This window comes from Blastococcus sp. LR1 (assembly GCF_020166105.1).
In the GTDB taxonomy this organism is placed as follows: domain Bacteria; phylum Actinomycetota; class Actinomycetes; order Mycobacteriales; family Geodermatophilaceae; genus Blastococcus.
The window spans coordinates 153,399-178,539 of record NZ_JAIUJY010000006.1 but is presented as its reverse complement, the minus strand read 5'-3'; the positions used below and the strand labels follow the sequence as shown (position 1 = coordinate 178,539).

The 25,141-nt window shown below is 70.1% G+C and carries 23 protein-coding genes and 1 pseudogene; 8 read left to right on the top strand and 16 right to left on the bottom strand.

The window, feature by feature from the left end:
* Nucleotides 1-19: 19 nt before the first annotated feature.
* A complete protein-coding gene (locus tag LBW97_RS17715; protein ID WP_224500681.1) occupies nt 20-3,172 on the bottom strand; it encodes a carboxyl transferase domain-containing protein in 3,153 nt (1,050 codons plus the stop codon).
* Nucleotides 3,173-3,251: 79 nt separating this feature from the next.
* Here LBW97_RS17715 and LBW97_RS17710 point away from each other — a divergent pair, with 79 nt between their 5' ends.
* Nucleotides 3,252-3,854: a restriction endonuclease gene (locus LBW97_RS17710; RefSeq protein ID WP_224500680.1), complete on the top strand. Its 603-nt coding sequence runs from the start codon at nt 3,252-3,254 to the stop codon at nt 3,852-3,854.
* Nucleotides 3,855-3,917: 63 nt separating this feature from the next.
* Complete coding sequence (locus tag LBW97_RS17705) at nt 3,918-4,817, top strand: SMP-30/gluconolactonase/LRE family protein (protein WP_224500679.1); 900 nt, start codon at nt 3,918-3,920, stop codon at nt 4,815-4,817.
* A gap of 64 nt (nt 4,818-4,881) precedes the next feature.
* Here the strand turns inward: LBW97_RS17705 and LBW97_RS17700 are convergent, their stop codons facing one another.
* The 8 genes from LBW97_RS17700 to LBW97_RS17665 form a co-directional block, all read right to left on the bottom strand.
* Nucleotides 4,882-5,352 (bottom strand): hypothetical protein, encoded by a 471-nt coding sequence (locus LBW97_RS17700; protein WP_224500678.1) that lies wholly within the window; start codon nt 5,350-5,352, stop codon nt 4,882-4,884.
* A 218-nt stretch (nt 5,353-5,570) separates the two neighbouring features.
* The gene (locus LBW97_RS17695; RefSeq protein WP_224500677.1) at nt 5,571-6,104 is read right to left on the bottom strand and encodes a sigma-70 family RNA polymerase sigma factor; all 534 of its coding nucleotides are present in this window, start codon (nt 6,102-6,104) and stop codon (nt 5,571-5,573) included.
* A 122-nt stretch (nt 6,105-6,226) separates the two neighbouring features.
* The gene (locus LBW97_RS17690) at nt 6,227-7,270 is read right to left on the bottom strand and encodes a GGDEF domain-containing protein (protein WP_224500676.1); all 1,044 of its coding nucleotides are present in this window, start codon (nt 7,268-7,270) and stop codon (nt 6,227-6,229) included.
* A gap of 61 nt (nt 7,271-7,331) precedes the next feature.
* The gene (locus LBW97_RS17685) at nt 7,332-8,354 is read right to left on the bottom strand and encodes an LLM class flavin-dependent oxidoreductase (RefSeq protein ID WP_224500675.1); all 1,023 of its coding nucleotides are present in this window, start codon (nt 8,352-8,354) and stop codon (nt 7,332-7,334) included.
* Between the two features lie 38 nt (nt 8,355-8,392).
* Complete coding sequence (locus LBW97_RS17680; RefSeq protein ID WP_224500674.1) at nt 8,393-8,854, bottom strand: NUDIX domain-containing protein; 462 nt, start codon at nt 8,852-8,854, stop codon at nt 8,393-8,395.
* A gap of 43 nt (nt 8,855-8,897) precedes the next feature.
* Nucleotides 8,898-9,068: a hypothetical protein gene (locus LBW97_RS20515; protein ID WP_224500673.1), complete on the bottom strand. Its 171-nt coding sequence runs from the start codon at nt 9,066-9,068 to the stop codon at nt 8,898-8,900.
* A 119-nt stretch (nt 9,069-9,187) separates the two neighbouring features.
* On the bottom strand, nt 9,188-10,870 hold the full coding sequence (locus tag LBW97_RS17670) for a CocE/NonD family hydrolase (protein WP_224500672.1): 1,683 nt from the start codon (nt 10,868-10,870) through the stop codon (nt 9,188-9,190).
* Nucleotides 10,871-11,046: 176 nt separating this feature from the next.
* The gene (locus tag LBW97_RS17665; RefSeq protein ID WP_224500671.1) at nt 11,047-11,715 is read right to left on the bottom strand and encodes an NUDIX domain-containing protein; all 669 of its coding nucleotides are present in this window, start codon (nt 11,713-11,715) and stop codon (nt 11,047-11,049) included.
* A 102-nt stretch (nt 11,716-11,817) separates the two neighbouring features.
* Between LBW97_RS17665 and LBW97_RS17660 the strand changes: the two genes are divergently transcribed.
* From LBW97_RS17660 to LBW97_RS17650, 3 genes are read left to right on the top strand one after another with little or no spacing between them, the layout of a single operon-like run.
* Nucleotides 11,818-13,242, top strand: a complete 1,425-nt coding sequence (locus LBW97_RS17660; protein WP_224500670.1) for an ADP-ribosylglycohydrolase family protein — start codon at nt 11,818-11,820, stop codon at nt 13,240-13,242.
* Nucleotides 13,239-13,874, top strand: a complete 636-nt coding sequence (locus tag LBW97_RS17655) for an HD domain-containing protein (protein WP_224500669.1) — start codon at nt 13,239-13,241, stop codon at nt 13,872-13,874. Before LBW97_RS17660 ends, LBW97_RS17655 begins: the two co-directional genes overlap by 4 nt.
* Nucleotides 13,871-14,449 (top strand): hypothetical protein, encoded by a 579-nt coding sequence (locus LBW97_RS17650; protein WP_224500668.1) that lies wholly within the window; start codon nt 13,871-13,873, stop codon nt 14,447-14,449. The genes LBW97_RS17655 and LBW97_RS17650 overlap by 4 nt, the downstream gene beginning before the upstream one ends.
* A gap of 10 nt (nt 14,450-14,459) precedes the next feature.
* Here LBW97_RS17650 and LBW97_RS17645 read toward each other — a convergent pair whose 3' ends face one another.
* From LBW97_RS17645 to LBW97_RS17630, 4 genes and pseudogenes are all read right to left on the bottom strand, one after another.
* Nucleotides 14,460-14,891: a hypothetical protein gene (locus LBW97_RS17645; protein ID WP_224500667.1), complete on the bottom strand. Its 432-nt coding sequence runs from the start codon at nt 14,889-14,891 to the stop codon at nt 14,460-14,462.
* On the bottom strand, nt 14,888-15,859 hold the full coding sequence (locus tag LBW97_RS17640; protein WP_224500666.1) for a hypothetical protein: 972 nt from the start codon (nt 15,857-15,859) through the stop codon (nt 14,888-14,890). Before LBW97_RS17640 ends, LBW97_RS17645 begins: the two co-directional genes overlap by 4 nt.
* A gap of 220 nt (nt 15,860-16,079) precedes the next feature.
* A pseudogene (locus LBW97_RS17635) lies at nt 16,080-16,801 on the bottom strand (AIM24 family protein).
* 192 nt (nt 16,802-16,993) lie between these two features.
* Nucleotides 16,994-18,001, bottom strand: coding sequence for a DUF4268 domain-containing protein (locus tag LBW97_RS17630; RefSeq protein ID WP_224500665.1), 1,008 nt, complete (start codon nt 17,999-18,001; stop codon nt 16,994-16,996).
* Between the two features lie 410 nt (nt 18,002-18,411).
* Here LBW97_RS17630 and LBW97_RS17625 point away from each other — a divergent pair, with 410 nt between their 5' ends.
* From LBW97_RS17625 to LBW97_RS17615, 3 genes are read left to right on the top strand one after another with little or no spacing between them, the layout of a single operon-like run.
* Entirely contained in the window at nt 18,412-19,065 is a 654-nt protein-coding gene (locus LBW97_RS17625; RefSeq protein ID WP_224500664.1) for a hypothetical protein, read from the top strand.
* Entirely contained in the window at nt 19,058-20,032 is a 975-nt protein-coding gene (locus LBW97_RS17620) for an McrB family protein (RefSeq protein ID WP_224500663.1), read from the top strand. The genes LBW97_RS17625 and LBW97_RS17620 overlap by 8 nt, the downstream gene beginning before the upstream one ends.
* The gene (locus tag LBW97_RS17615) at nt 20,029-21,429 is read left to right on the top strand and encodes an McrC family protein (protein ID WP_224500662.1); all 1,401 of its coding nucleotides are present in this window, start codon (nt 20,029-20,031) and stop codon (nt 21,427-21,429) included. Before LBW97_RS17620 ends, LBW97_RS17615 begins: the two co-directional genes overlap by 4 nt.
* Here the strand turns inward: LBW97_RS17615 and LBW97_RS20510 are convergent.
* The 3 genes from LBW97_RS20510 to LBW97_RS17600 all read right to left on the bottom strand — a co-directional run bounded on the left by LBW97_RS20510 (nt 21,408) and on the right by LBW97_RS17600 (nt 24,564).
* Complete coding sequence (locus tag LBW97_RS20510; protein ID WP_224500661.1) at nt 21,408-22,553, bottom strand: site-specific DNA-methyltransferase; 1,146 nt, start codon at nt 22,551-22,553, stop codon at nt 21,408-21,410. The genes LBW97_RS17615 and LBW97_RS20510 overlap by 22 nt on opposite strands.
* A gap of 941 nt (nt 22,554-23,494) precedes the next feature.
* The gene (locus tag LBW97_RS17605) at nt 23,495-23,812 is read right to left on the bottom strand and encodes a hypothetical protein (protein ID WP_224500660.1); all 318 of its coding nucleotides are present in this window, start codon (nt 23,810-23,812) and stop codon (nt 23,495-23,497) included.
* Between the two features lie 5 nt (nt 23,813-23,817).
* Complete coding sequence (locus tag LBW97_RS17600; RefSeq protein WP_224500659.1) at nt 23,818-24,564, bottom strand: enoyl-CoA hydratase/isomerase family protein; 747 nt, start codon at nt 24,562-24,564, stop codon at nt 23,818-23,820.
* Between the last annotated feature and the right edge of the window lie 577 nt (nt 24,565-25,141).

Here is a 25,141-nt window from a genome sequence, read left to right as displayed (position 1 = left end):
CACTCATTCGCGCCAACGCTCACCAGGTGTCGACGTGCGGTCGGACCCGCCCCGGCGGCCGGGGCGTCTCGGCCGCCTCGCGGGTGAGGGTGCCGATCCACCGGCGCGTCTCGGCGGGGTCGACGACGTCGTCGATCTCCCAGTGCGCGGCGACGTTCAGCCCGCGCCCGTTCTCGTAGGCGTACGCGACGGCGGCGTCGTAGGCGGCCGCCCGCTCGGCGTCGTCCTCGATCGCGGCCAGTTCGCGGCGCATGCCGAGCCGCACCGCGCCCTCCAGTCCCATCGCGCCGAACTCGCTGGTCGGCCAGCCGATCGTGAACCGCGGGACCTTGGTGCTGCCGCCGGCCATCGCCTGCGCGCCGAGCCCGTAGGCCTTGCGGACGACGACCGTCCCCATCGGCACCGACAGGTTCGCCCCGACGACGAAGAGCCGGGAGAAGTGGCGGACGGTCGCCGTCTTCTCCGACTCGACGCCGACCATGAAGCCCGGGGTGTCGCAGAGCGAGAGCACCGGCAGCCCGTGCGCGTCGCAGAGCTGCAGGAACCGGGCGGCCTTGTCGGCGGCGTCGGCGTCGATGGCCCCGCCGAGGTGCGTCGGCACGTTCGCGATGACGCCGAGCGGCGCGCCCTCCACGCGGACCAGCGCGGTGATCATCCCGGCGCCCCAGCCGTCGCGGAGCTCGAGCACGCTGTCCTCGTCGGCCAACGCCCGCAGCACCGCGCGCATGTCGTAGACGCGCTTGCGGTTCTCCGGGACGAGGTGCCGCAGCGCCCGCTGGTCCGGTGCGGTCCAGTCGGCGACCGGGCCCTGGAAGTACGAGAGGTACTGCTTGGCCGCGGCGACGGCGGCGGCGTCGTCGGCCACCCGGATATCGACGACGCCGTTGGCGTGCTGGACGTCGATCGGGCCGATCTCCTCGGGAGCGACCACGCCGAGGCCGCCGCCCTCGATCATCGCCGGGCCGCCCATGCCGATGTTCGCGTCCTCGGTGGCGATGACGACGTCGCAGGTGCCGAGCAGCGCCGCGTTGCCGGCGAAGCAGCGGCCGCTGGCGATGCCGACGGTGGGCACCAGCCCGGAGAGCCGGCCGAACAGGGTGAACGCCTGCGTGTCGAGCGCGGAGACGAGCGGGATGTCGACGTCGCCGGGCCGCCCTCCCCCACCCTCGGCGAAGAGCACCACAGGCAGCCGGCGCTTCTCGGCGAGTTCGAAGAGGCGGTCCTTCTTCAGGTGCCCGCGCATGCCCTGAGTGCCGGCGAGGACCGTGTAGTCGTAGGAGACGACGACGCTCGCGCCGCCGTTGATGTCGGCCAGGCCGCCGATGACGCCGTCGGCCGGGGTCCGCTGCTGCAGCTCCTCCCTGCTGCGGCGCCGCTCCTGCGCGGCGAAGACCAGCGGTCCGTACTCGAGGAAGCTGCCCTCGTCGATGAGGTCGGCGAGGTTCTCGCGGGCAGTGCGGCGCCCCTGGGCGTGCCTGCGGTCGACCGCCTCGCGACGGTGCTCGTCCAGGCCGATCTCGTGGCGACGGCGGACCTCGGCGAGGTCGGGACGGTCGGCGTCGAGGTCGAGCTCGGTCGCTCCCTGCTGCTCCCCCGCGGCGAAGTGCTCGACATCGGCGAGCAGCTGGCCCTGGGCAACCGTGCCACCCACGGCCACCGCGACCCGGAGCACGGTGCCGCCGGCGGGCAGGGCGACGACGTGCTCCATCTTCATCGCCTCGAGCACGACGACCGCTCCCCCGGGCTGGACCGTCGTCCCGGCGGTCGCCTGCACGGCGACGACGGTGCCGGGAACCGGTGCGCGCAGCCCCTCGCCGTCAGGCTGTGGCTCGACGGTCTGGGCCAGCTCGGCGAGGTGGTCGTCGACGAACGTGGTGGTGGCGCGGGAGACCTCGGGATGGGCGAGCAGCGCGCGGAGGAAGGCGGTGTTCGTCGCGACGCCGGCCAGCTGCACCTCGCCGAGCGCCCGGTGCAGGTGCTGCAGCGCGGCATCGAGCCCCCCTCGCCGCTCGGAGACGACGACCTTCGCCAGCAGGGAGTCGTAGCGCGGGCTCTGCTGCACGCCGGGGCGGGTGGCGGTGTCGACCCGCACGCCGGGCCCGCCGGGGAGCGCGAGCGCGGTGATCGTGCCGGCGCTCGGGACGACGCCGTCGGCGGTCACGGTCTCGGCGTTGACCCGGGCCTGGACGGCGAAGCCCAGCGGTGTGGTCACGAGGTCGAGCTCGTCGAGCGTCGCGCCGGCCGCGACCCGCAACTGCAAGCGGACGAGGTCGAGGCCGAGTGTCTCCTCGGTGACCGTGTGCTCGACCTGCAGCCGGGGGTTGCACTCGAGGAAGACGAACGCCTGCGGATCGTCGGCCGGGACGAGGAACTCCACGGTCGCCAGGCCGCGGAGCCCGACGTGCCGGGCGAGCGAGATGGCGGCGTCGTGCATTCGGGCGCGGACGTCGTCGGGCAGGTTCGGCGCGGGCGCGATCTCGACGACCTTCTGCCGATTGCGCTGCAGCGAGCAGTCCCGGTCCCCCAGCGCGACGACGTCGCCCCGGGCGTCGCCGAGCAGCTGCACCTCGATGTGGCGGGCGCGCTCGACGAGCTGCTCGACCAGCAGGTCGGCGCTGCCGAAGGCGACCTGCGCCTCGTGGCCGACCTCCGCGACGGCGGCGACGACGTCGTCCCCCCGGCGGAGGATCCGGGTGGCCCGCCCTCCCCCGCCGAACCGCGCCTTGAGCATGACCGCGCCGACGTCGTCGAGCAGCGCGGCGACTCCGTCCTCGTCCGCCGCGCGCAGGACCGGCACGCCGGCCTTCTCCGCCGCGTCGCGGGCCCGCGCCTTGTCCCCGAGGACGGCGAGCGTCGCGACGCCGGGGCCCACGACCGCGACCCCGGCGCCCTCGCACGCCTGCGGGAGGTCGGGGCTCTCGGAGAGGAAGCCGTAGCCGGGGTGGATGTACTCGCAGCCGGTGGCGACCGCGGCCTGCACGATCGCCGCGGCGTCGAGGTAGGCGGCCGGTCCGCTGCCGGGGAGGACGTAGGTCTCGTCGGCGGCCGCGAGATGCGGGGCATCCGGCTCGTCGGCGGCGGTGACCGCGACGGAGACCAGCCCCTCGGCGGCCGCTGCGCGGGCGATGCGGACGGCGATCTCGCCCCGGTTGGCGATCAGCAAGCGGGCCACCGGGCGATGCTCGCACGCGCGGTGCACCGGGCCCGTGCCCATACTCTTCGCTCGACGTCCCCACGCCCGAGGAGTGCCCGTGCCCGCACCGCGGCCGTCGCAGGTCGACACCTGGCAGCGCGCCGAGAAGAACGCAGCCGCCTGGATGCGCTGGTGGGGCCACGCCGACGCTCGCGACACCGGTCAGGGCGCTGACGGCGGAATCGACGTACGCGCCGAGACGGCGCTGGGCCAGGTCAAGACCGACGCGCACAACGTCGGCCGGCCGGCGCTGCAACGTCTCGTGGGCGCCCGCGGTAGGAACCACGACCAGGCGCTGTTCTTCTTCTCCGGGTTCGGCTTCAGCCGCCAGGCGATCGAGTACGCCGACGACATGGAGATCGCTCTCTTCCGGTTCGCGCTGAATGGCGCGATGTCTCCGGTCAACGAAGCAGCGCGCGTCGTCCTGAGCTGGGTCGAGCTGCGGGAAGCCCAGGCCGCCCGTGCCCGGGAGGTCGCGACACAGACTGCCGCCCCGTTCCGTCGACCGACCACTCCACGACCGACACAACAGGCCCACCGAACTCCTGCGCCGGGGACTGCGACGAGCGCTGCGGCCCCGGAGGAGCCACTGAGCGCCTGGGAACAGATCCGGAAGGACTTCCGGGCGGCGCAGGAGAGACACCGGCGCCGTCCGGGCTGAGACCGCGGGTCCGTCGGGCTTCCGGTACTCCCCCGGAGTCGCCAGGAGCCGTACGGTCCGGCCATGGGTGATCGAGAGTTCCGGACAGTGCTCGAGGGCGGCTCCTACTTCGAGGGGCCGCGGTGGCACGAGGGCGCCTGGTGGGCGTCGGACTTCTACCGGCACACCGTCAGCCGGGTCGAGCCCGGCGGCGGCGAGACCGTCGTCCTAGAGGTGGAGAACCAGCCCTCGGGGCTGGGCTGGCTGCCCGACGGCTCCCTGCTCGTGGTCTCGATGAAGGACCACCGGCTGCTGCGGGTGTCCGACGGCGAGGTCTCCACGCACGCGGATCTGTCCGAGGTCTGCGGCGGCCACCTCAACGACATGGTGGTGGACGCCTCGGGGCGTGCGTTCGTCGGCGACTTCGGCTTCGACCTCATGGGCGGCGGCACGCCCGCTCCGGCGTCGGTGAAGCGGGTGGACCTCGACGGGTCGGTGACCGTCGTCGCCGAGGGGCTGCGCTTCCCGAACGGCTCGTTGATCACGCCGGACGGCGGGACGCTGATCGTCGGCGAGACGTGGGGCAACCGCTTCACCGCCTTCGACATCGCGCCGGACGGCTCGCTGGGCAACCGCCGCGTGTGGGCGGAGCTGGGGCCGGAACCCGTGGGCAGTTCGGTCGAGGAGCTCATCGGTCAGGTCGTCGTCGCCCCCGACGGCTGCACGCTGGACGCCGAGGGGCACATCTGGGTGGCCGACGGGCTGAACTCCCGGGTGGTCCGGGTGGCGCCCGGCGGCGGGATCGTCGACGAGATCGCAGCGCCCCCCGGCATGGGCGTCTTCGCCTGCGCCCTGGGCGGCGACGACGGCCGGACGCTGCTGCTGTGCTGCGCGCCGGACTTCTACGAGCACACCCGGGCGCCGGTGCGCGAGGCCGTGCTGGTGTCCACCGAGGTCGCCGCCCCGCACGCCGGACTGCCGTGACCCGCTGAACCGACGAAGGGCCCGCCGGAGCGTTCCGGCGGGCCCTTCGTCGGAGCGGCGTCCGTCACGGGCAGACCTCGTTGCGCTTGACGACGCCGAAGTCGATGGCGCCCTCGACGTCGCCGGTAACCCGCTGGCCGGGCGCGACGTTCTGGTCGCAGACGATCCAGTTCGAGTCGAGCGCCTGGTTCCGGCTGCCCAGCAGGTCGTGCGAGACGCTGAAGAAGACGCCGTTGGTCTGCACCGTGTTCTGGGCGGTCTGCAGGTCGATGCCGACGAGGTTCGGCATCACGAAGTCGACGACGGGAGCGGCCGACGTCGTCGCTGCGGTCGTGGGCACCGGCGAGACGGCGGCCAGCGGCGCCGGCGTCGTGGGTGCCGGCGTCGTAGGTGCGGCGGTCGTGGTGGCAGCCGCCGACGTGCTGGCCGCCTCGTTCGCCGACTCCTTCTCGTCGCCGCCGATCGCGTTGATCGCGGTGATCGCGATGAAGAGCCCGGCGACGACCAGGACCCACGTCCGCTTGTAGAAGGGCATCTGCTCCGACGGTAGAGCGGACTTGGACAACGACTGACTCATGGAGTTCCCCGTGGGTGCGACCGCTCCGGATCGACCCCGGAGCACTTCCTGCCCGGACGGTTGTGCCGGGCAACTGCCGCGAACCTGCCACGGCGGGAGCGCTCCGCCCGGACGCTACGGCGGGAGGCCGTCGGCGTCGTCCCATCCGGCCCACGAGTGCTGCGGAAGAACAGCCGTCAGGCAGGCAGCGGGCTCCGCGGAGCCGGCACGACCGAGCCGAGGGCGCCCTGCAATCGGCGCATCCCGAGCTGGGTGCGGGTCTTCACCGTGCCCAGCGGTGTCTCGGTGCGTTCGGCGATCTCCCGCTGCGTGTAGCCGCCCCAGTAGGCGAGGACGAGCGCCTCGCGTTGGGCGGCCGGGAGGTCCGCGAGGGCCGCGCGCACGCGGGCGTCCGCGATGCGGCCGACCACGACGTCAGCGACGTCGGGTGGTGACACCTCGTTCTCGAGCTCGCCGAACGCATCCGACCGGCGGCGAAGCGAGACCTCGCGACGGAGGGCGTCGACGGCCTTGTGATGGACGATCGACAGGAACCAGGCCGCGAAGCCGGCGCGCGAGGCGTCGAAGGCGGCCGGGTTGCGCCAGTAGGCGAAGAAAGCCTCCTGGACGACGTCCTCGGCGATCCGGTCATCACCCACGATCCGCCGGGCGAGGTGCAGCGCGCGGGCCGTGTAGTCGGCCACTCTGTCGACGAGGAAGGACTCGGCCACTGTGTTGGACCGATCCTTGGCTTGGACCACACGTGTTTAGATGGTGCGCTATTGAGTTGCGCAAACTCGATGACACCGGATCGTGACCTGCACCCCCGATCGACCTGCGCAGACCTCGACGGTCAGCGGTGGCGCGCGTTGTCCGGCTGGGCCGCCGGGCGCTCGCCTGCGAAGAGCTCCGCCCGGCCACGGCCGAGGATCTTGGCGTCGTAGAGGGCGCGGTCGGCGCTGCGCATCAGCTGCGAGGCGCTGTAGCCGGCCCGAAGCTCGGCCACGCCACAGGAGAGCGAGACGTCGGGGTGCAGCGCGCACACGCGCCGGGCCAGGGCGAGGGCCTCGGCACCGAACACCCCGGGCAGCAGGAGCGAGAACTCGTCGCCGCCGTGCCGGGCCATGACCGCGGCGGTCGGCACCTCGCCCTGCCACACCTCGGCGACCCGTCGCAGCACCCGGTCCCCGGCCTCGTGGCCGTGGGTGTCGTTGACCGACTTGAAGTGGTCGACGTCGATCAGCACCGCGGAGAGCGGCTCGCCGGCCCGGGAGGCCGTGCCGATGAGGTCGTCGAGGGCCTGGTCGAAACCGCGCCGGTTGACCAGCCCGGTGAGCGGGTCCAGGTTGGCGGCCGAGGCGAGGCGGACCAGCCGCTCGATGACGATGCCGATCCCGATGAGCACCAGGTCGAGCCCCAGGGCGGTCCCGACGCCCACGTCGGAGAACAGCAGGGCCACGGTGACGCCGGCCACGGCTGCCACGAGGTGCGCGAGCGCCTGCCACTGGGGGAAGAAGGAGTGTGCGTCGACGACGACGAAGGCGATGAGCACCGCCGCGGCCAGGGAGCTGACCGGGTCGGGCGCGACGAGCACCGCCGTGACGATCAGGGTCGTCGCCGAGCCCACCGCCAGGTGGAAGTGATCGCGCGACCAGCGGGCGCCCCAGTGGCCGACGACCGCCGCCATCGCCAGCGCGGTCAGGGTCAGGGCGAGGAGCGCCGTTCGCCGAGGACCGGACGGAGCGCTGGAGATGATGCACAGGCCCGCGGTCCCGCCGAAGGCGAAGAAGGTGGACAGCGTGCGCGCCATGACGCGCGTCGTCGCCACCTCGGGCGCTGCTGACCGGCTCACCTGGAAGAGGTCGGCCGATCGGGCCCGCTCCTTGACCCGGCGCACTGCTCGCACCGTCGGGCACTACCCACCGGGGTGAGCCCTCAGCACCCTCGCGAGACCGACGTCACCCCGCGGGTGCCCAGCCCAGCGCGGGCCCGAGGCGGGTCGCGATGTCGGTGAGGATCTGCACGTAGTCGTCGTGCTCGAAGCTGAACGGCAGCGCGAACACCACCTCGCGCACCTCGCGGAAGCCGGCGTGCGCGTAGAGCGCCTCGGCGATCTGCTCCGAGGTGCCGATCAGGTCGGGGGCGAACAGCAACCGCCCCGGCCCCTGCGGTGTGCCGACCCGCGCCGCACGGGACGCCACGTAGGCCGAGTACCGGGCCCGCTGCTCGTGGGTGGCCGAGTCGGTCGGGATGACGACGAGGCCCTGCGAGACGCGAGCGGCCTCGCCCTTCGGGGAGGCGGCGCGGAAGGCGCGGATCTGCGCGGCCTGGATCTCGGCGAAGTCGGTGGAGTCGTTCTCCGCGCTCACCACGCTGCTGGTCAGGAAGTTCATGCCGTGCTCGCCTGCCCACTTCGCGGACCGGGTGCTGCCGCCGCCGTACCAGAGGCGGTGCTGCAACCCGGGCGAGTGCGGCTCGACCCGGTCGGACCACTCCTCGATGCCCTGGCGCCCGCGGGCGGGGCCGGCCTGCTCGCCGCGGACGAACCGGAGCAGCCGCTCGACGCGCTCGTAGCTGAAGTCCTCGACGTCGGCGGTGTCCGGATACAGGGACACCTTGACGTCGTCCCAGCGCATCGGCGGGCCGACGCTGATGCCCGGGTTGAGCCGTCCGCCGGAGAGCAGGTCGACCGTGGCCAGGTCCTCGGCCAGCCGCAGCGGGTTCTCCCAACCGAGCGGGATGACGGCGGTACCGAGCTCGATGCGGGAAGTGCGCTGGGTGGCGGCGGCGAGGACGGCGACCGGTGAGGAGATGCCGGACTGCAGGTGCCGGTGCCGGAGGTAGGCGCTGTCGAAGCCCAGCTGCTCGCCCAGGGCGATGACCTCGAGGGTGCTCTCGTGGCCGGCGCGCGGGTCGGCGGGGTCGAACAGGCCGATGGTCAGGAAGCCGAGCTTCTCCAGCGGGGTACCAGCGGCGGGCATGCTCGGCTCCTTCGGGACGGCGGAGCTGCCATGGTCGCTCAGGAATCCGACAAGGCGGCGGCCAGGCGGTCGAGGAACGGCAACTGGGCCTTGACCAGCTTCGCGCGGGCGGTGTCGAGGTCGAACCAGGCGGCGCGATCGATCTCGGGGAAGCTCTGCATCCGGCCCGAGCGCGGCGGCCACTCCAGCTCGAAGCTGTTGCTGGTGATCGCGCCGGCGTCCAGGTCCCCCTCCCCTGCCCAGACGGCCAGCAGCTTGCGGCCCTTCACCTCGCCGAGCGGATGCAGGTCGGTCGGCGCCGGGGAGCCCATCTCCTCAGCGAACTCGCGACGGGCGGCGGCTTCGGCGTCCTCGTCCGGGTCGTGCTCACCCTTGGGGATCGACCAGGCGCCGTCGTCCTTCTTCGCCCAGAACGGCCCGCCCATGTGCCCGAGCAGGACTTCGACGCCGCTCTCGGTGCGGCGGTAGAGCAGGACGCCGGAGCTGCGGACGGGAGGCACCGCAGCAGCCTCGCAGAGCGGAGGCGAGGACCGCCGCGGCGGCTCAGCGGGTGCGGGTCTCCCGCAGCGGAACGGCCGGCCGGCTGGGGCGCGACGGCGTGAAGTCGGGGACGAAGCGCTGCGTCTGCTCCATCTCCGGGGTCTCAGGAGCAGCGTGCCGCGCGATCCGGGGCATCACGAACTCGGCGGTCTCGTCAGTGAAGTGCTTGGCCACGGCATCACGGTACGAAGCGATGCCGCCCTTCGCTGGCAATTTCGGGGCACCACGGACAGGTGGTGCGAACGGTGCGAATGTGGTCGAGATGTCGCCGAGTCGACCTGTCGACAAGCCGCTCAGGCCGTGGGCAGCGTGACCGACGACGGCGCCGCGCCCCCGGAGCAGATCCGGTGGGTGACCGGCACTCCGAGCGCGGCCTGCCCGAGCGGCTCGCCGGTGCCCATGTTGCGGGCGTAGCGCGGATGGGCGCCGCCGGAGACCTGCAGCCGGATCTGGTGGCCGGCCCGGAACCGGTGCGCGACGTCGGGCAGCGTCGTCTCGACCACTCGCGGGCCCGGTGCCGGCTGCTCCCCGGGCGCCGGGTCGAGACGCACGAGACGGTCGGTGACGTTGATCGACTTCCCGCTGGGCTCGACGTCGCAGAGCCGGAGGAAGAGGTCGGCGTAGGGGTTGTCGGACTCGACGTGCAGCCGCACGCGCACGCCGCCCTGCACCTCGACCGGCGTGCGGAGCGCGGAGGTGGTGAAGGTGCAGACGTCGTCGCGCGCCTCGAGCTCGCGGTTATCGCGCTGGCCGGCGCTTCCGGCGAGCACCCGGCCGCCGACCGACGGCGTCGGGTCCATCGGGTCGTAGCGGAAGGAGGTCTCCCCCGCCTCGACCGGGACGTCGTCGGCCAGTCGGCCGTCCGGCGCCAGATACCAGGTGCGGTCGGTGGGCGCCGGCGGCCAGTCGGGCAGCTTCCGCCAGGTGCGGGCGCCGGTGACGAAGACCTGCACCCGGGCCTTGCGCGGCTCGGTCTCCGCCGCGCCGGCCACGGGCAGGTGGGTGTTCAGCCAGGCGAGGCTCTCCGGCGTCGTGACCGCAGGGTCGATGCCCAGGTGCGCCCAGGGGCCGATCGTCATGCCGACGTCGACGCCGCGGTCGCGCAGGGCGGCGTACTGGTACAGCGTCTGCTCGACGAACCAGTCCTGCCAGCCGCCGATGAGCAGCGTGGGCACGGTGCTCGAGTGCACGGCGGGGGTGGCGCGGTACCGGTCCCAGTAGGGGTCGGTGAGGTCGGGGTGGGACAGCCACTCGTCGAACCAGGGTGCGGGGTTGCCGCCGAACCGCTCAGCCAGCCCCTGCAGCGGGAGGTCGCCGAGGAACGGGGTCAGCCGCCGCTCCGCGGTGCCGAGTCGGATCAGGCCGCGGAGGAATCCGACCTGCTCCTGGTGGACGATGAGGTCGGTCCAGATCGAGAGGTTGGTGAGCTGGAAGGCGCCGTCGATCATCCCGGCCTGAGCGAGGTCGTGCGGGCCGATGTGCAGGATCATCGCCTTGAGCTCGGGCGGCGGGTCGAGGGCCAGCGCCCACTGCGTGTAGCCGAGGTAGCTGGGGCCGAGCGTGGCGAGCCGGCCGTCGAACCAGGGCTGCTCGCGCAGCCAGACGACCGTGTCCTGGCCATCGTGTTCCTCGTTGACGACGGGGCTGAACTCACCGCCGGAGCCGAACGTGCCGCGCACGCTCTGCATCACCACCGCGTAGCCGCGTTCGGCGAACGGGACGGCCATCGAGACGGCGAACGCAGCTCCCCGGCCGTACGGCGACCGCAGCAGCACCGTCGGGTGCGGCCCGTCGGTCGAGGGCAGGTAGACATCGGCCCGCAGGGTGGCGCCGTCGCGCATGGGGGCGTCCTGGTCGCGCAGGACCTGGACCGCGCTCAGCGGCGCGGGCAGCTTCCACCGCCGGCCGAGCGCGGCGGCGGTCGCGCGGGCCGCCCGGGAGAGCGGCTGCGCGGACGTGCGGTCGAGCCGGGACACGGAACCTCCAGGTCGGAGCGGTGCGGACGCCGATCCGGACCCTAGCCGCGCGCTCCAGCACCGGCTCGAGCGCCGCCGCTGCCGCGCACCGTGTGCACCGATGTGCCGCTACCTGGCCGGAAACGGCACATCAGCGCACACCGTGGGGTCACCGCCGGATCGACCAGGCGACGGAGCTAGCCGACGCCGGTGCGGCGGGTGAAGAGCGCGGCGGGCCGGCCGACGACGCCCTCGGCGATGCGCCCGGTGTCCTGCAGATGCGGGAGCATGCGCCGGCGGAACGAGTCCGGACCGAGCCGGGCGCCGGCCACCGCCTCGTGCAGGCGCCGCAGCTCGCGCAAGGTGAAGGGCTCGGCCAGCAGGCCCTCGGGGTCGGGCCGCTCGCGGTGGCCGGCCCGCACGGTCGCCACGGCCAGCTCGATGATGGCGTCGTGGTCGAACGGCAGGCCGGTCGCCTCGGCGACCGGACGCACGTCGACATCGTCCGGACGGGTGCGCAGGACGTGCTCGACCGCCGCCCAGGGCAGGACGACGACGTGCGCCACGGAGAGCACCCAGCCGCGGTCGTCGCGCGCCGGGTCGTCGAAGACGTGCAGCTGCCGGGGCGTGGTGCCGCGCAGCCCAGCTTTCTGCTCCAGCGACCGGAGCACCGCGGCGGCCAGGGTCTCCCCCTCGTGCAGGAAGGTCCCGGGCATCGCCCACGCGTCGCGGCGGCGCGCGCTGTCGCGGCGGACGAGCAGCACGTCCAAGGTCTGACCAGGGCCGACCGTCAGGACGGCGGTGTCGACGGCGACGGAGGGGCGCGGGTAGTCCGCCAGCGTCTTCCCCGAGGAGTCGCGGTACACGTCGTGGACATTAGCGCGCTCGCCGTCTAATGTGGATTTGCGCGGTAGTGCGCTAACTCGTCCGGGGCGCACCCCACGCCGTCCGGCAGCCAGGAGGACCTCATGCCCGAGCGCTCCACGCGCATGCACCGCTCGCACCGCGTCGCGGGCGCGCTCGTCGGCTCGGCCGTGGGCGATGCGCTCGGCGCCCCGTTCGAGTTCGGCCCGCCCGGGCAGTTCACCGCCCGCTTCCCCTCCCCCGCCCGCGGGGCGAGAACCGAGATGTGCGGCGGCGGGTCGCTGGGCTGGGAGCCGGGCGAGTTCACCGACGACACCCAGATGGCGCTGCTGCTCGCCGAGTCCCTGGCGGCACGCAGCGGGCTCGACGAGGCCGACGTCTTCGCGCGCTTCTCGGCGTGGGCGGCGGCCGGGCCGCCGGACATCGGCAACCAGACCCGCGCCGTCCTCGGTTCCGGCCGACCGTGGGACGTCGCCGCCGCCGAGCACTTCGCCCGGTCCGGGCACGCGGCCGGCAACGGCTCGCTGATGCGCGCCACGCCCGCCGCGATCCGGTTCGCCAAGAACGGTCGCGAGGCCACCATGGGCGCCGCCCGGCGGATCTCGGCGCTGACCCACGGGGACCCGTCGGCCGGCGAGGGATGCGCGATCTTCGCCGAGCTCATGCGGGTGGCGCTGGACGGCGGCGACCCGCTGGCGGCGATTCCCGCTGCGCTGGAGGCGGTGGCTCCGGAGCACCGCGAGCGCTGGGCGACGGTGCTCGCCGAGGACTGGGCGCCTGATCAGGCAACCGAGTCGAACGGCGCCGTGTGGCCGACGCTGGGTCAGGCGGTGTGGGCGCTGCGGAACGGCCGCGACTTCGCCGAGGCGATGCGGCTGGTGATCGACCTCGGTGGCGACACCGACACGGTGGCGTGCGTCGCCGGAGGCCTGGCGGGTGCGGTGTTCGGCATGGGCGCGATCCCGAGCCGGTGGGCCTCGGTCGTGCACGGCCAGGTGCCCGGCTTCGCCGACAAGGTCTGGCGGGTGGCCGACCTGCAGCAGCTCGCCGCAGCACTCGACGGCGGCGTGCAGCAGAACTACGACCCCGGCGTCATCCCGCGGATCGGCCCGAAGGAGGTGCTCCCCGGCATCTGGGCCGCCAACCTCGACGGCGCTCGGCACAGCGCCGACGACTTCGCCGTGATCTCGCTGTGCCGGCTGGGCGAGCCGTTCCCGCACGCGCTGCAGCGGATGGCCTACATCGCCGACAACGAGCACAACGCCGACCTCGACGTCATGCTCGCCGACGTCCTGGACGACATGAAGGCGCTGGCCGACGAGGGGCACCGGCTGCTCGTGCACTGTCACGGCGGGGCGTCCCGCACCGGGCTGGTGCTGCGCGGCTACCTCGTCCGCGAGCAGGGCATGACGGTCGACGAGGCCACGGCGCACGTCGCCGAGCGCTGGCCGCACCTGGGCCTGTGGAACCACAGCTTCACCGCCGCACTCGAACGACTGCAGCGGAGCGAGCGGAAGGAGACGCGATGACGACGACGCTGGAGGCGCGCGCCGGAATGGGTGCGGGGCCGCTGAGCGAGCGGTTCGACGAGGCGCTGCTGTACGCCGCACGACACCACCGCGACCAGCTGCGCAAGGGCTCGCGGGTGCCGTACATGACGCACCTGATGAGCGTCAGCGCGCTGGCGATGGAGCACGGCGGCACCGAGGACCAGGCGATCGCCGCGCTCCTGCACGACGCGGTCGAGGACGCGCAGCCCGGTCAGGGTGGTGCGGTGCTCGGCGAGATCCGCGAACGGTTCGGGGACGCCGTCGCCGACATGGTCGCGGCCTGCTCCGACGGGCTGAACGAGTCGGGCGAGCGCAAGGGCAGCTGGCAGGAGCGTAAGCAGGCGTACGTCGACGGACTGCCGAACAAGTCGCTCGACGCGCTGCTGGTCACCGCGGCCGACAAGACGCACAACGGGCTGTGCATCGCCGCCGACGTCCGGCGCTTCGGGCCCGACTTCTGGTCGACGTTCAACGCGAGCCGCGACGAGCTGCTCTGGTACTACCGGAGCGTGCGCGACGTGGTGGCGCAGCGGCTGCCCGGCAGCTCGATCGCCGACGCCTTGTATCGGACAGTGGCCCAGCTGGAGGCAGCCGCCGAGGACGGCCGGTGACCAGGCCGTTCGAGCTGCGGTCGGACGAGGACGGCGACCTGCACGTCGTCCTGCGCGCCGGCACCGATCCTGAGGGCTGGTCGGTCACCCTCGTGCACCGGGACGGATCGCGCTCGCAAGCGGAGCGCGAGGGGCCGGGCTGGTTCGGCTACTTCGGCGAGGTGGCGGCGCACTGGTTCGCCGGCAGCTTCGACGTCGCGCACGTCGAGGTCACCGGACCAAGCGGTGAGCTGACCGTCCTGCACCACTTCTCGTTCCCGCCGGCGGACTGCTCGGCGTGCGGCGCGCCGGAGCTGTCGTGGCGGGTGCTGCAGGACCGGGGCGACCCGGCTCCGTACGGCGTGATGGCGGAGGAGCCCTCGACTGGGTTGCTGTACCGGTACGTCGCGGGCGAGGGGCTGGTGCACTGGCCCGGGCTCGCGGACTACGTCCTCGGCGGCGAGCCCGGTTCCCGGCCGGTCACCCAGGCCGAGGCGTTGCAGCTGATCCGGGACGACGTCGGCCGGGTGAACGTGCGCCCGTTCGACGTCGAGCGGTACCGGGGCCAGGCCCCCACCCGCCCCCTGCCGAGCTGACGGCCCGAGCTCAGAGCTCCCAGACGTGATCGGGGTCGTCGAGCGCCTTGCGGACCTGCGTCAGGTCACCCATCGCGGCCAGCGGTGAGGACTTCGCCAGGTCAACGATGCCCTGCAGCGCCATGCCGGCCGACTCGTCGTTGCCGCTGGCCATGGCGTCGTCCAGGTGCTTGAAGAGCCCATCGATCGTCGTCGACCGCTCCGCGAAGACCTGCTCGAAGTAGCCCTTCAGCAGCGCGCTGGCCTCCTGGATGCGGGCGACTTCGACCGTCGCGTAGGCGTCGATCCGCTGCTGCTTCGTCTGTTCCTCCCCGCGCACCTTGAGGTAGTCGAGCGTTCCGTCGACGACGTGGTTGAGGGCACCGAGTACGTCGATCGAGGGCAACGCGGGGCTCGCGGGCAGGACCTCGCCCGTGACCGGCTGCTTCTTGGCGGCTGTCACGCCAGCTCCTTGTAGGTGGGGATGAGGCGGAGCATGTCGGAGTTGACCTGCCCGTCGTCGTCGAGGAGGGGCAGGGCGCAGATGTCGCGGACGGCGACGGTCAGGTGCATCGCCCGGTCGAACTCGGCGGCGTGCGTGGCCGAGTCGAAGTCGACCGACTCGAGCTCGGTGAGGGCGTCCTCGGCTCGGGTCACCAGGCCGGCCAGGACGTCGCTGACCTCGGCGACGCGCGCGTCGAGGGTGTCGAGGAAGGTCCGGAAGGCCGCCTGGTCGGCGACGGCGACGGCCACCTTCGCGGCGTGCTCCTTGGCCCGGGTCATCGCCTTCTCGGCCTGCGAGCCGAGGGTCAGGCCGCCGATGAGCATGGTCGGGCCGATGGTGACGACGCCGAGCGCGGCGGTGCCGAGCGCGATGCCTCCGCCGCCGGCGCTGAGCGCTCCTCCGCCGAGCCACGCCATGGTGGCGTTCGACGCGGCGGCGCCGCCGAGCGAGCTGATGGCGGTGCCGGTGCTCGCGGCGCCCAGGGCGGTGACCGCGCCCGGGATGCCAACGGAGACGCCCGCGCTGGTCAGGGCGGCCATGCCGGCGCCGGTGAGCCAGTTGACGTCCGCCGTCAGGGCTCCGGCGAAGGCCTCGATGTCGCGCTGCTCGGCTTCTACGCCGTCGAGCAGCTGCGCCGTGCCGGTCTTCACCTGCTTGCGCTGGCGGGCGATGAAGGCCGCCATCCGCTTGATCACGAGCTCTCGCGCCTGCTCCTGCTGGCGCCCGTACTCCTGGATGCGCTCGTTGCTCTCGCCGACGCGCTTCTCGGTCAGGGACAGCGCCGTCTCGTAGTCCTTCGTGGCGGCGTCCGCGACCGACGAGGCGTCCTTCAGCTTCAGGCCGCCCATGACGCCGGTGACGATGCCACCGATGCCCGTGGTCGCGCCGAGCCCCATGAGGGCGAGAGGGATGAGGGGCAGAACCACCGATGGACCTCCGAGACGCGGGGATGAGCTCGGGGGAACGTAACGGTCCGTCACGCAACTCGTGGGCCACCGACACCCCACAGGTCCGCAACCTGCTTCACCCCGCCCCCGGGTGACGCTCCAGTCCCACGAGCCTCGCGGTTCCGGCCCGCAGTCGCAGCTTCTAGGACGGCCAGGTCCGCCCGCCCGCCGCCGACGCTGCCGCCGAGACCGGCGCCGGTCACCTCGCGCTGGGGCCGGCGTTCTTCTGCAGAGCCTTGGCGAGCCCGTCGATGGTGACCGACTGCAGGATCACCCGGCCGTCCCCCTCGACCGTCGCGAGGGACATGCCCTCGCCGCCGAACATCGCGTTCATGACGCCCTGCCGGTTCAGCCCGCCGACGCCGTACCGGATGTTCTGGTCCCAGGCGACGATGCAGCCGGTGTCCACGCGGAGCTTGCCGCCGTAGTCGGCCGGGTTGATGTCGATGAAGTCCCCGGCGCCGCCGATCAGCAGGCTGCCGACGCCGGGAACTTCTCCAGCACGAAGCCCTCCCCGCCGGCGAACCCGGCCTGGAGCCCGGAGAAGGCGATGTCGAAGTTCACGCCTGCTTCGGCGGCGACGAAGGCGTCCTTCTCGGCGAACCAGGTGGTGCGGCCGTCCAGTTCGAGTACCCGCATCTCACCGGGCAGCACCCCGGCCAGGGCCAGCAGCCCGTCGCCGCCGCGCGTGGAGAAGTGGGTGAAGGCGAACGACTCCCCCGCGAGCATCCGCTTCCCGGCGTCCATGGCCCCGCGCAGCAACCCGCCCAGCGCGCCGGGGCCGCCGTTCTGCGGTGCCTGCCCACCCGGCGCGGAGGGCGCTGACAGCTTGGTCTCCATCACGACATCGCCCGACGAGAAGAGGAACTTCCCCGCCTCGCTGTAGACGACCTGCCCGGGCCGCAGGCTGACGATCGCCATCTTGGTGGTGGCGACGAGCTGGACGTCGAGGGTCATGCGCACCCCGTCCGGTCCAGCACGGAGTCTGCCCCGGCGACCTGGGAAGCCCTGCGATTCCGGCGTCATCAGCCAGCGCGTCGGCCTCGGCATTGTTGCTTTGCACGTCGGACTCAGCCTGCGCGACGCCCCTGAGCGACTGAGGCGCACGTTCGATCACTCCGACTCCTGCAGCTTGACGGTCTCGCGGAGCTCACGCGCCCGTGTTCGAAGCACCTGATTCATGCCGTCATACATGGCAAGAACCGTCATAACCGCCCAGGCATGTAGCTGCTCGCGTTCACCGTCGTCGCTCAGATCACCGATCGGCTGATACGCAGCGATTCGACTTGCTCGCTTTTCGTCGAGTCGCTCCCAGCGCAAGGCATGGCCGATCTTGGCCTGCCATGCACTCGCCTCAACATGGAGATCGTCGAAGAGAGCCTTGTTCACGCCTTGGTGGCCGCTGTCGATGTAGGCCTCGACACGCAGCTCGTTAGCCAGAACTAGCGCCCAGTTGCCCCAGGGCCCAGCGGCGAACGACAGCCAATTGAGCGTGCCTCGCGACGGCATTCTGATGCCGGGCCGCTGTGTAACTACGTCGGCAAGAACTTCGACAAAGAAGTCCTGCCGAAGGGCATTGATGCCCCCGGCCTCACTTCCGGCCCCCCTGCCACCAACCGTCCCAGCCTCCTTGACACCCTTCTGCCAATTGTTCGGGCGGGCGACGACCTCGAAAACGGGCGCGCGAGGTCCGGCCTCGCCGATCTGGACGACGGCAACCTCGACCCCGAAGAAGTGGACTCCGGTATCGGTGCGCTCATTCAGCCAGTCCAGTGTGCGCCGGTGATCGTCGCGAAACCGCGGGGCGACCCACACGACTGCGGCGGCCTCGAGCCCCGACGCGTACACCAATAGCTGTCCTAAATGCCCGTGATCAGTTCGCTCGAGCTGGTTTTCGATGATGACGACTCGGCCGTCGGATGTCCGAGCCTGGACGTCCAACCGGAACTCGCCGACCGGCACCTCCTGCGCTACCAACGTCAGTGACATGCCCAGCTCGTCGGCCAGGACGTCCAAGTTCTCGGCCAGCCAGGGAGTGAAGTCTCCAGATTCGGAGGTCCATACGTCGCGAGCGTTGGCCACGCGGCGCAGCCGACCCAACCCCTTGCTGTCGAGTTCCATGGAGTCCTTCTACCGCAGTGGGTCGAACCTACGCGACATACCGCCAGCGCCAGCCTACTGCGCCTTGCCATAGATCAGACGCCCGGCAGCCCGCAGGGTTCAATGAAGACGAGGACTCACTGACCGGCGTGGGGCTGTTGGCCACCCTCCCCCATCAAGTTTCCTTGACGGGCCATCTCGACCAGCTCCAGACGGACCACGGCGGCCTCGACGGCGAGAAGTGGATCGTTCCAGCCGTACCGCCGCTCCTTGCTCAACGTGAAGGTCTGACCTTCGATGAGCTGTACGAACTCGCTCGGTTCATCATCGGTAGCTAGCCTCGACCGAGCGGCTGGCTGCTGTAGTCCGATGCCGTAGCGATTGCTTCTTCGCTAACGCCGCCGCGGCAGTCGCACCACTACGCTGCGGCTATGCCTGACGACAGTGCCACGCCGACCCATGTTCTGAGCAAGGGGGCTGTGCGCTGGGCCATCGACACCCTCGGAGCACAACCGCTCCACCCAACCTTCGTGATGTACCTCTACCTGCGCAAGCAGTCCCGAGTCGGAAGACTGACGGAGGCGTCGGCCTCGTCCGATGAGCTGTTGGCGCTCATTGAGATGCCAGGTAACCCGACCAAGCCCTACTACTTTCCGCTGATCGACCGTGGGAAGCGGACTGGAACGCCACTGTCCACCTTCTGGCGCGCTTCCAATATCCCGGGCAGTTGGTCGCCGGGTTCGATCCGACGCCTGGCTAGCGGCAGCTGGCTCAGTGCGAACGAGAGCGCGTACGCCATGCCGGACAACCACGTGGATCTGGCACACCAGCAGATGCTCTACAACCGGTCAGTCTCGGCCCTAGCGATGGGCGCCTACTTCCTCCGCAACGACGGTTTCGTTTTGTCCGGGGAAGCGAGCGCTGCGGACCTGATAGCTGGGTTTCGCATTAAGTTCGACTACCCGCCAGAAACCAACAACGAGTTCACCCGGCTGTTTACTACTACGGAACCTGAAGAGCCGCCCACCTGGTTTGAGCCGGCGGATCTGAACGCGGTCCTCATCGAGGAGCCAGCTGATGTTTGAGCAACTCGTACCCAGCGTAAGGATCCTGACGGCCGACCACCTCGGCATTGGTGTAATGGCGACGGCGGCAGCCAGTCATGCGTCATCGGCGCCCGATGCCCCCGAGATTCCGGCCGACCACCCGCTGATTCGAGAGATCATCCGCCTGGCCGACGTCTATGGCGGCGTGATTCTTTCCGGACCGCCCGGCACCTCCAAGTCCTTCTTCGCCGCGACGACCGCCCAGGTCATGACAGACCACGACAAGCGCCGCTACCGCTTCGTTCAATTCCACGCGAGCTACCAGTATGAGGATTTTATGTTGGGATTCCAGCCTGCGGTACACGGGTTTACATACAAGGAAGGGCCGTTTCTTCAGCTGGTAGATGCCGCCGATAAGGACCCAGACAACAAGTATGTTCTGGTAATCGACGAGTTATCGCGCGCGGACGTGGGTCGCGTCTTCGGCGAAGCGCTCACTTATGTAGAGCGGACGAAACGTCAGCTGCCATTCAACATCGCGAATGGTGACGAGATCAAGGTGCCGGCCAACCTTGTCATCATTGCTACGATGAATCCCTTTGACCGCGGCGTCGATGAGGTTGATGCCGCCTTCGAACGCCGATTTGCGAAAATCACAATGGACCCTGACGCGGAGTTGCTGAATGAGATCCTAACGAACAACGGCATGGACGAGACCCTCAAGCGGCGCGTCATCGGCTGGTTCAATCGGATCAACGGCCATGCGAATAAGAATGCTGCCGCGGCGGTCGGGCACGCCTATTTCTCCTCGGCCAGTGACGAAGCGACGCTAACTGATATCTGGGAGTACCAGCTCAAGCATCTTGTACTGCGGGCCTTCCGGCGCGATGAGAACATGCGGGCGAGTCTAGAAACGGCGTGGCAGCACGTTTTAGACGCGCCGGGAGTGGCCACGGAGACCCCTGCGGTGCGAACGCCAACGGAACCACCGGAAGGCATTGCATGACGGTGCCGGGCAACGGCGTCAGCGTGATCGACTGCGTCGAGTACGGCTACGTCGATATCGACACGAGCTTGTGGGTGACCGAAGGCCACCAGACCAAATTCAGCTCGGAGATCGACGGCCGCGATATTCTGCGCGCCACCTTCAAGAAGGGCGTGCTGCGACTGCAGGCCACGTCGTATGTCGGCGTCATTTCGCTTAACGATCACGTCGTCGTCCGCGTCAAGCCCCGGGTGCCGATCGCCAACCTGACGCGAATGGTCATCGAGACCGGCCACAGCGTGCTTCCATTGACTGCCTTCCGCGACTATTCCACTCGCGGCACGGCGGACGACTGGGCGATGGATGTCTACACGGACGCTTTGCTGAGCTACGTCGATGACTTGCTGGACGCAGGCCTGCTGCGCGCCTACGAACGGCGCGAAGGCGAGGGGCATCTTCCACATGGCCGTGTCGACTTCACGAGAACCGTTCAGCGGTTCGCCGCCCGAAGCGTGTCGAACAAGGCGGCCTACTCCTGGTTCGAGCGCACTGTCGATACGCCCGTCAACCGCTGCGTGCGGGCGGCAATGAACGTTGTGCACCAGCACCTGACGAAGACACGGTCACAGCCACGCAGAGGGGACCGATCCAAGGCCGCGCGACTGGCCGGCCAGTTCCACGCCTTCGAGGAAGTCAGTGATGATCCTGGCTATCGCTTCTTGGAGGACGCCCAGGTGCTCGGGCTGGCCCCGCTACCCGATCCGCGTGCCTATTACCGCCCGGTGCTCGACCTATCCGTGGCGATCCTGCGCGGCGTTGGCCTGGCCCTGGATCTCGGCGGCAGTGATGTCCAGCTCGGCTCGCTGCTGATCGACACCAACAAGCTGTTCGAGAACTTCGTCCGCGTCAGCCTGGCAAAGCACGCTGCCGCCCAAGGCTGGCCGGTAGCAGTGCTGGACGGCAACACGGACGGCAAGGTCGACCTGTACGACGTACCGGTTCCGTTGCCGGCCCCATTCGGCACGCCGATGCGGGCGGTAGCCAGCCGCGATGCCGGCAAAGCGCAACCGGATGTGGTGCTCAAGACGCTGGACGGCAGGTTCCCACTGATCGCTGAAGTCAAGAACACGATCCACGGGGCGGCCGTCGACACCGACACGTTGCCCGACCGTGACGAAGTCGAGCAAGCCGTCACCTACGCGCTGCGATACGGCCTCAGCTTCACCCTGTTGATCCACCCATGGATCAGGGGCAGCAAAGGCTTGCTCTACGTCGGCCGCGTGCGGTCGATCGACGTCTACGACTACCGGCTCGACCTTTCATCCGACACACGAACGGACGCAGCGCTAGCTGACATGGCGCGGGTGGTGGCCGGCCTGGCGCGGCTCACCATCGATCAGGCACCGACTTCCGGCTGATCCATCCAGTTCACCAGGTCGACGCCAATTGCATCGCGGCCTTCCTCGATGGCCGTCCTCAGCGTCGTTCCCGTCCCCGCAAACGGATCCAGGACAACCCCGCGGCCCGGTGTCCCGTGACCGCAGTCGGTCCAGCCGACCGTGTGCTTCTTGGCGAAAGTGAACTCGCGAAAGTAGCCGCCGAGGGCGATCTTGGCCTCAGCGGCAAGCCGCTGGACCTCAGCGCTGTTGCGACCGGTGCCATTCTGGAACTTGGTGGCCTTCCCCACATCCGAGACTCCGAAGGCTTGGATGGCGCGAATGTGCTCGGGGGTCAGGCCCTTTTCCTTGGCCAGTTCCATCGCGCGTCGGGCTTGCGGACGGGACGGGTCGAGTTCCGCCGTGCGCTCGATCACCCGTCTGCGCGGGATGCTGCACGTCGAGCAGACCTGCGTTGGTGCCGCAAGTTTGATGGCCCGACGCACCAGTTCGCGCGGATACGGCGCGAGGTGCAGGCCCATGTTGCGCTCAGGCTTGATTGTCCAAACGTCGCCCGGGTTGGCACCGTTACCGAACTCATCGGCGTAACCAACAAGGTCGTAATAGTAGGTCGGCTTGAGAGTCAGATGAATGATGTACTCATGTCGGTTGGCGAGTCGATTCTTGGCCGGTTCCGGCATTCCGGACTCCTTGGCCCAGATGATGCGGTTGCGGATCAGCCACTTGCCCTTAGCGGCCTGCCACTCGATCTGTCCCGGAATACCAAGAAGGGACTTATTGAAGTAGGTGTCGCCGACGTTCAGAAACACGGAGCCATGCGGCCGTAGCACCCGCCGCCACTCCTCTAGGCACGCCATGATCGAGTTAACATAGGCGTCGGCGGTTGGTTCGAGACCGATCTGGTTCGAGTGGCCGTAGTCGCGCTTGTTCCAGTAGGGCGGCGAGGTAACGATGAGATCGACGGAGTCGTCCGGAAGTCCCGTCCTGCGCGCATCACCCGGTGTGAACGTGAGGCTCGGCTCGAGGAGCTGCTTGCCCCAGTCATCGAGCTGACTGATCGACGCTGAGCCGAGCTTGGCTCGATCTGCGACAGGCTCCGAATCTGCGCGCCCGGCTTCGGCGGCGTTGCGGACGGAACTGCTCACAGTGGGGGGCTCCTTCGTCGGACGGCTTCGATGTCGGCGAGGTCGACGCTAGTGATTGGAGCCGACAGAACCACGTTTCCCCAGTTCAGCGGGCTAGTGCGCCCAAGTATGCCCGAAACTGGTTGCTCATCGACCCCTCCGACGGCGCGTCGGGCGAAGGTCACAGGATCCGCAGGCGCCGCACGCACCACTCGCCCCAGGAGTCCCCGCATCCGGTCACGGTGACGCTCTCGGGCACCCGCCGGCCGGTCCAGTTTCGTCGTATGCGGTCGGACCGGCAAGCCTGAGTAGGCGTCAGTGACTCGGGATCACTGTCCGCTGGCAACTGCTGGCGCTCGGTGTCGCCTAGCTCCTCGCCGTAGGAGACCTGGGCGGCCTGTGACGCACCGGTCGGGCGTTCGCACGGGAATTTGAACCCCGGTAGCAGTCGCCGACGTTTCCCAGCACTTGGGCTAGGGCTGCTTATAGGCTTTACTGAACGCCACAACGCCTTCATATCACCGAAACGGGGGACGGTCGATCCGCTCGCCCGCCTGTTGGCACTGCGCCGCCCGAGGTTAGGGCCAGTCACGGCTGGCCGTCGCCATCGACTACCATACTTTTGGCATGGCGAAGGAGTGGTGGACGCTAGCCGAGTCGCAACAAAAGTTGCGCCGATTCTGCGCCGAGGCCGAGCGTGCTGGACTTAAGCCGCAACCAATTGCCACCTGGGGCTGGTCGGTCCGTGCAATTCGTCGGTCGGATGTGCGGAGACTTCGCCTTTCGAGGACCGAATGCGCTGCCCTACTTACCGCGGAGCAACCTGAAGGGCATGTCGCGCCGGTCGCCCTCACCAAAATGGCGGAGGTGTCGAATCGGCGGCCGCGAGCAGCGGCATTTAGCAGGCTTTCCCCAACCGGACTCTCGGGCTCAAATGCTCAGGCGACCGTCCGGGCGAATCCTCAGAGTCGGTCGATCCATGTGTCTTCGTCGCGGTCATCCCACGCCGAGGATTGGCTACGCTGCGGCGTCTCCGGTGAAACGAGCAGGGACAGGACTCGCATGGCCTCGGCGCGCGTCAACGAGCGTAAAGACGCAACTGGCCTTCCAACGGCCGCCTCGATCGCGTGCTGCCGCGTGGCCATGGTCGTCAGGCCGCGGGCGTTGAGTGCCGCCCTGATGTCGCTGACCAGCCAGTCCGCGATTGAGGTCTCGCTGCGAACCGGTTGATCCGGCTCCTCCCCTGGCTCGTCACCGAATAACGACAGATCACCTGCCACGAAGCTCAGCCTGCCGATCGGCGCATCGACCACATCTGGGCAGGGCGCTCGGACTGCATGGCGACGTCCCACGGGATCGCCCCGTTGACGACCTCCTTGCGGAAGTTGCTCACCGCGATCCGGCCCAGCTCGGGGTCGGCAGAGACGCGCTGAGCCAGTTCGATCGCACGGTTCTCGACCGCGGCGTCGTCCAGCGCCTCCCAGGCTAGGCCGAGCTCGACCGCCTTGTCGCCGTTGATCTCCTCACCAAACAGCGCCATCGCAGCCGCTGCCTCGCGGCCGATCAGGCGCGACAGAATCACGAAGTGGCCGCCCCCCGGGTGCATGCCGCGCTTGAGGAAGCCGGCCAGCAGCCGGACGTCCTTCGCCACGATCCGCAGGTCGGTCGCCAGCAGCATGTTCATGCCGGCGCCGACCGCGGAGCCACGCACCGCGGCAACCGTGGGCACGCGGACCTGCCCCAGCCGGTAGAAGGAGTCGTAGATCTTGCCCATGCCCTCGTAGGCGTCCGGGGCCGCAGGGTCCTTGCCCGCCGAGGTCAGCGTCGCGACGTCGCCGCCGGCGCAGAACGACTTGCCGACGCCGCGGATGACCAACGCGCCGACCTCCGGCTTGGCGTCCACCTCGTCGAACGTCGCGATCAGCTCGTCGGCCATCCCGGGCGTCAGCGCGTTGCGCCGGTCCGGGGCGTTCAACGTCACGATCGCCACGCCGCCATCCACCTCGAGCAGCACCTCGCCAGTTCCGGCCACGAGTCCACCTCTCCACCGAGCGGACCGACGCCGTCGTCGGTCACCACCACCTGACAGGCATCAGACCACGGCCGAGGCGGCGGTCAGCGCCCGGTCCCGCAACGACACATCGCGCGTCCGTCCCTGCCCAGAAGGACGACGACCGGGAAGCTCATGTCCTCCACCACGGCGCACCCACAGGTCGTACTCCGGAGCGGGAAGACTGAAGGACGACGACCCACACGCTGATCGCCTGCCCGCACTGCTCGTGCGAACGCATCGACGGCACGCTCCAGTTCGACCGCCTGGAGGACCGGCTCACCCGGCTGATCGAGAGGAAGAAGGGCATCGGTCTCCCGTTGTCCAACGAGGAGCCGCGGCTGACCAAGGTGCCGTGCGTCGTAGAGCCCGACCGGTGGCTGCCGGTGCTCAGGTACCCGGCCGCCACCGACGCGAGGAAGGAACTCGCGAGCCTGGTCTTCGACCTCGATCGCGTCGCGCAGCTAGCCGCTGGCGCTCAGGCCGCGGTCGACTCGACGTCTCGAGCGAGGACTCCACCGCAGCAACACCGCCATCTCGACCCCGAGATTCCGTGCGT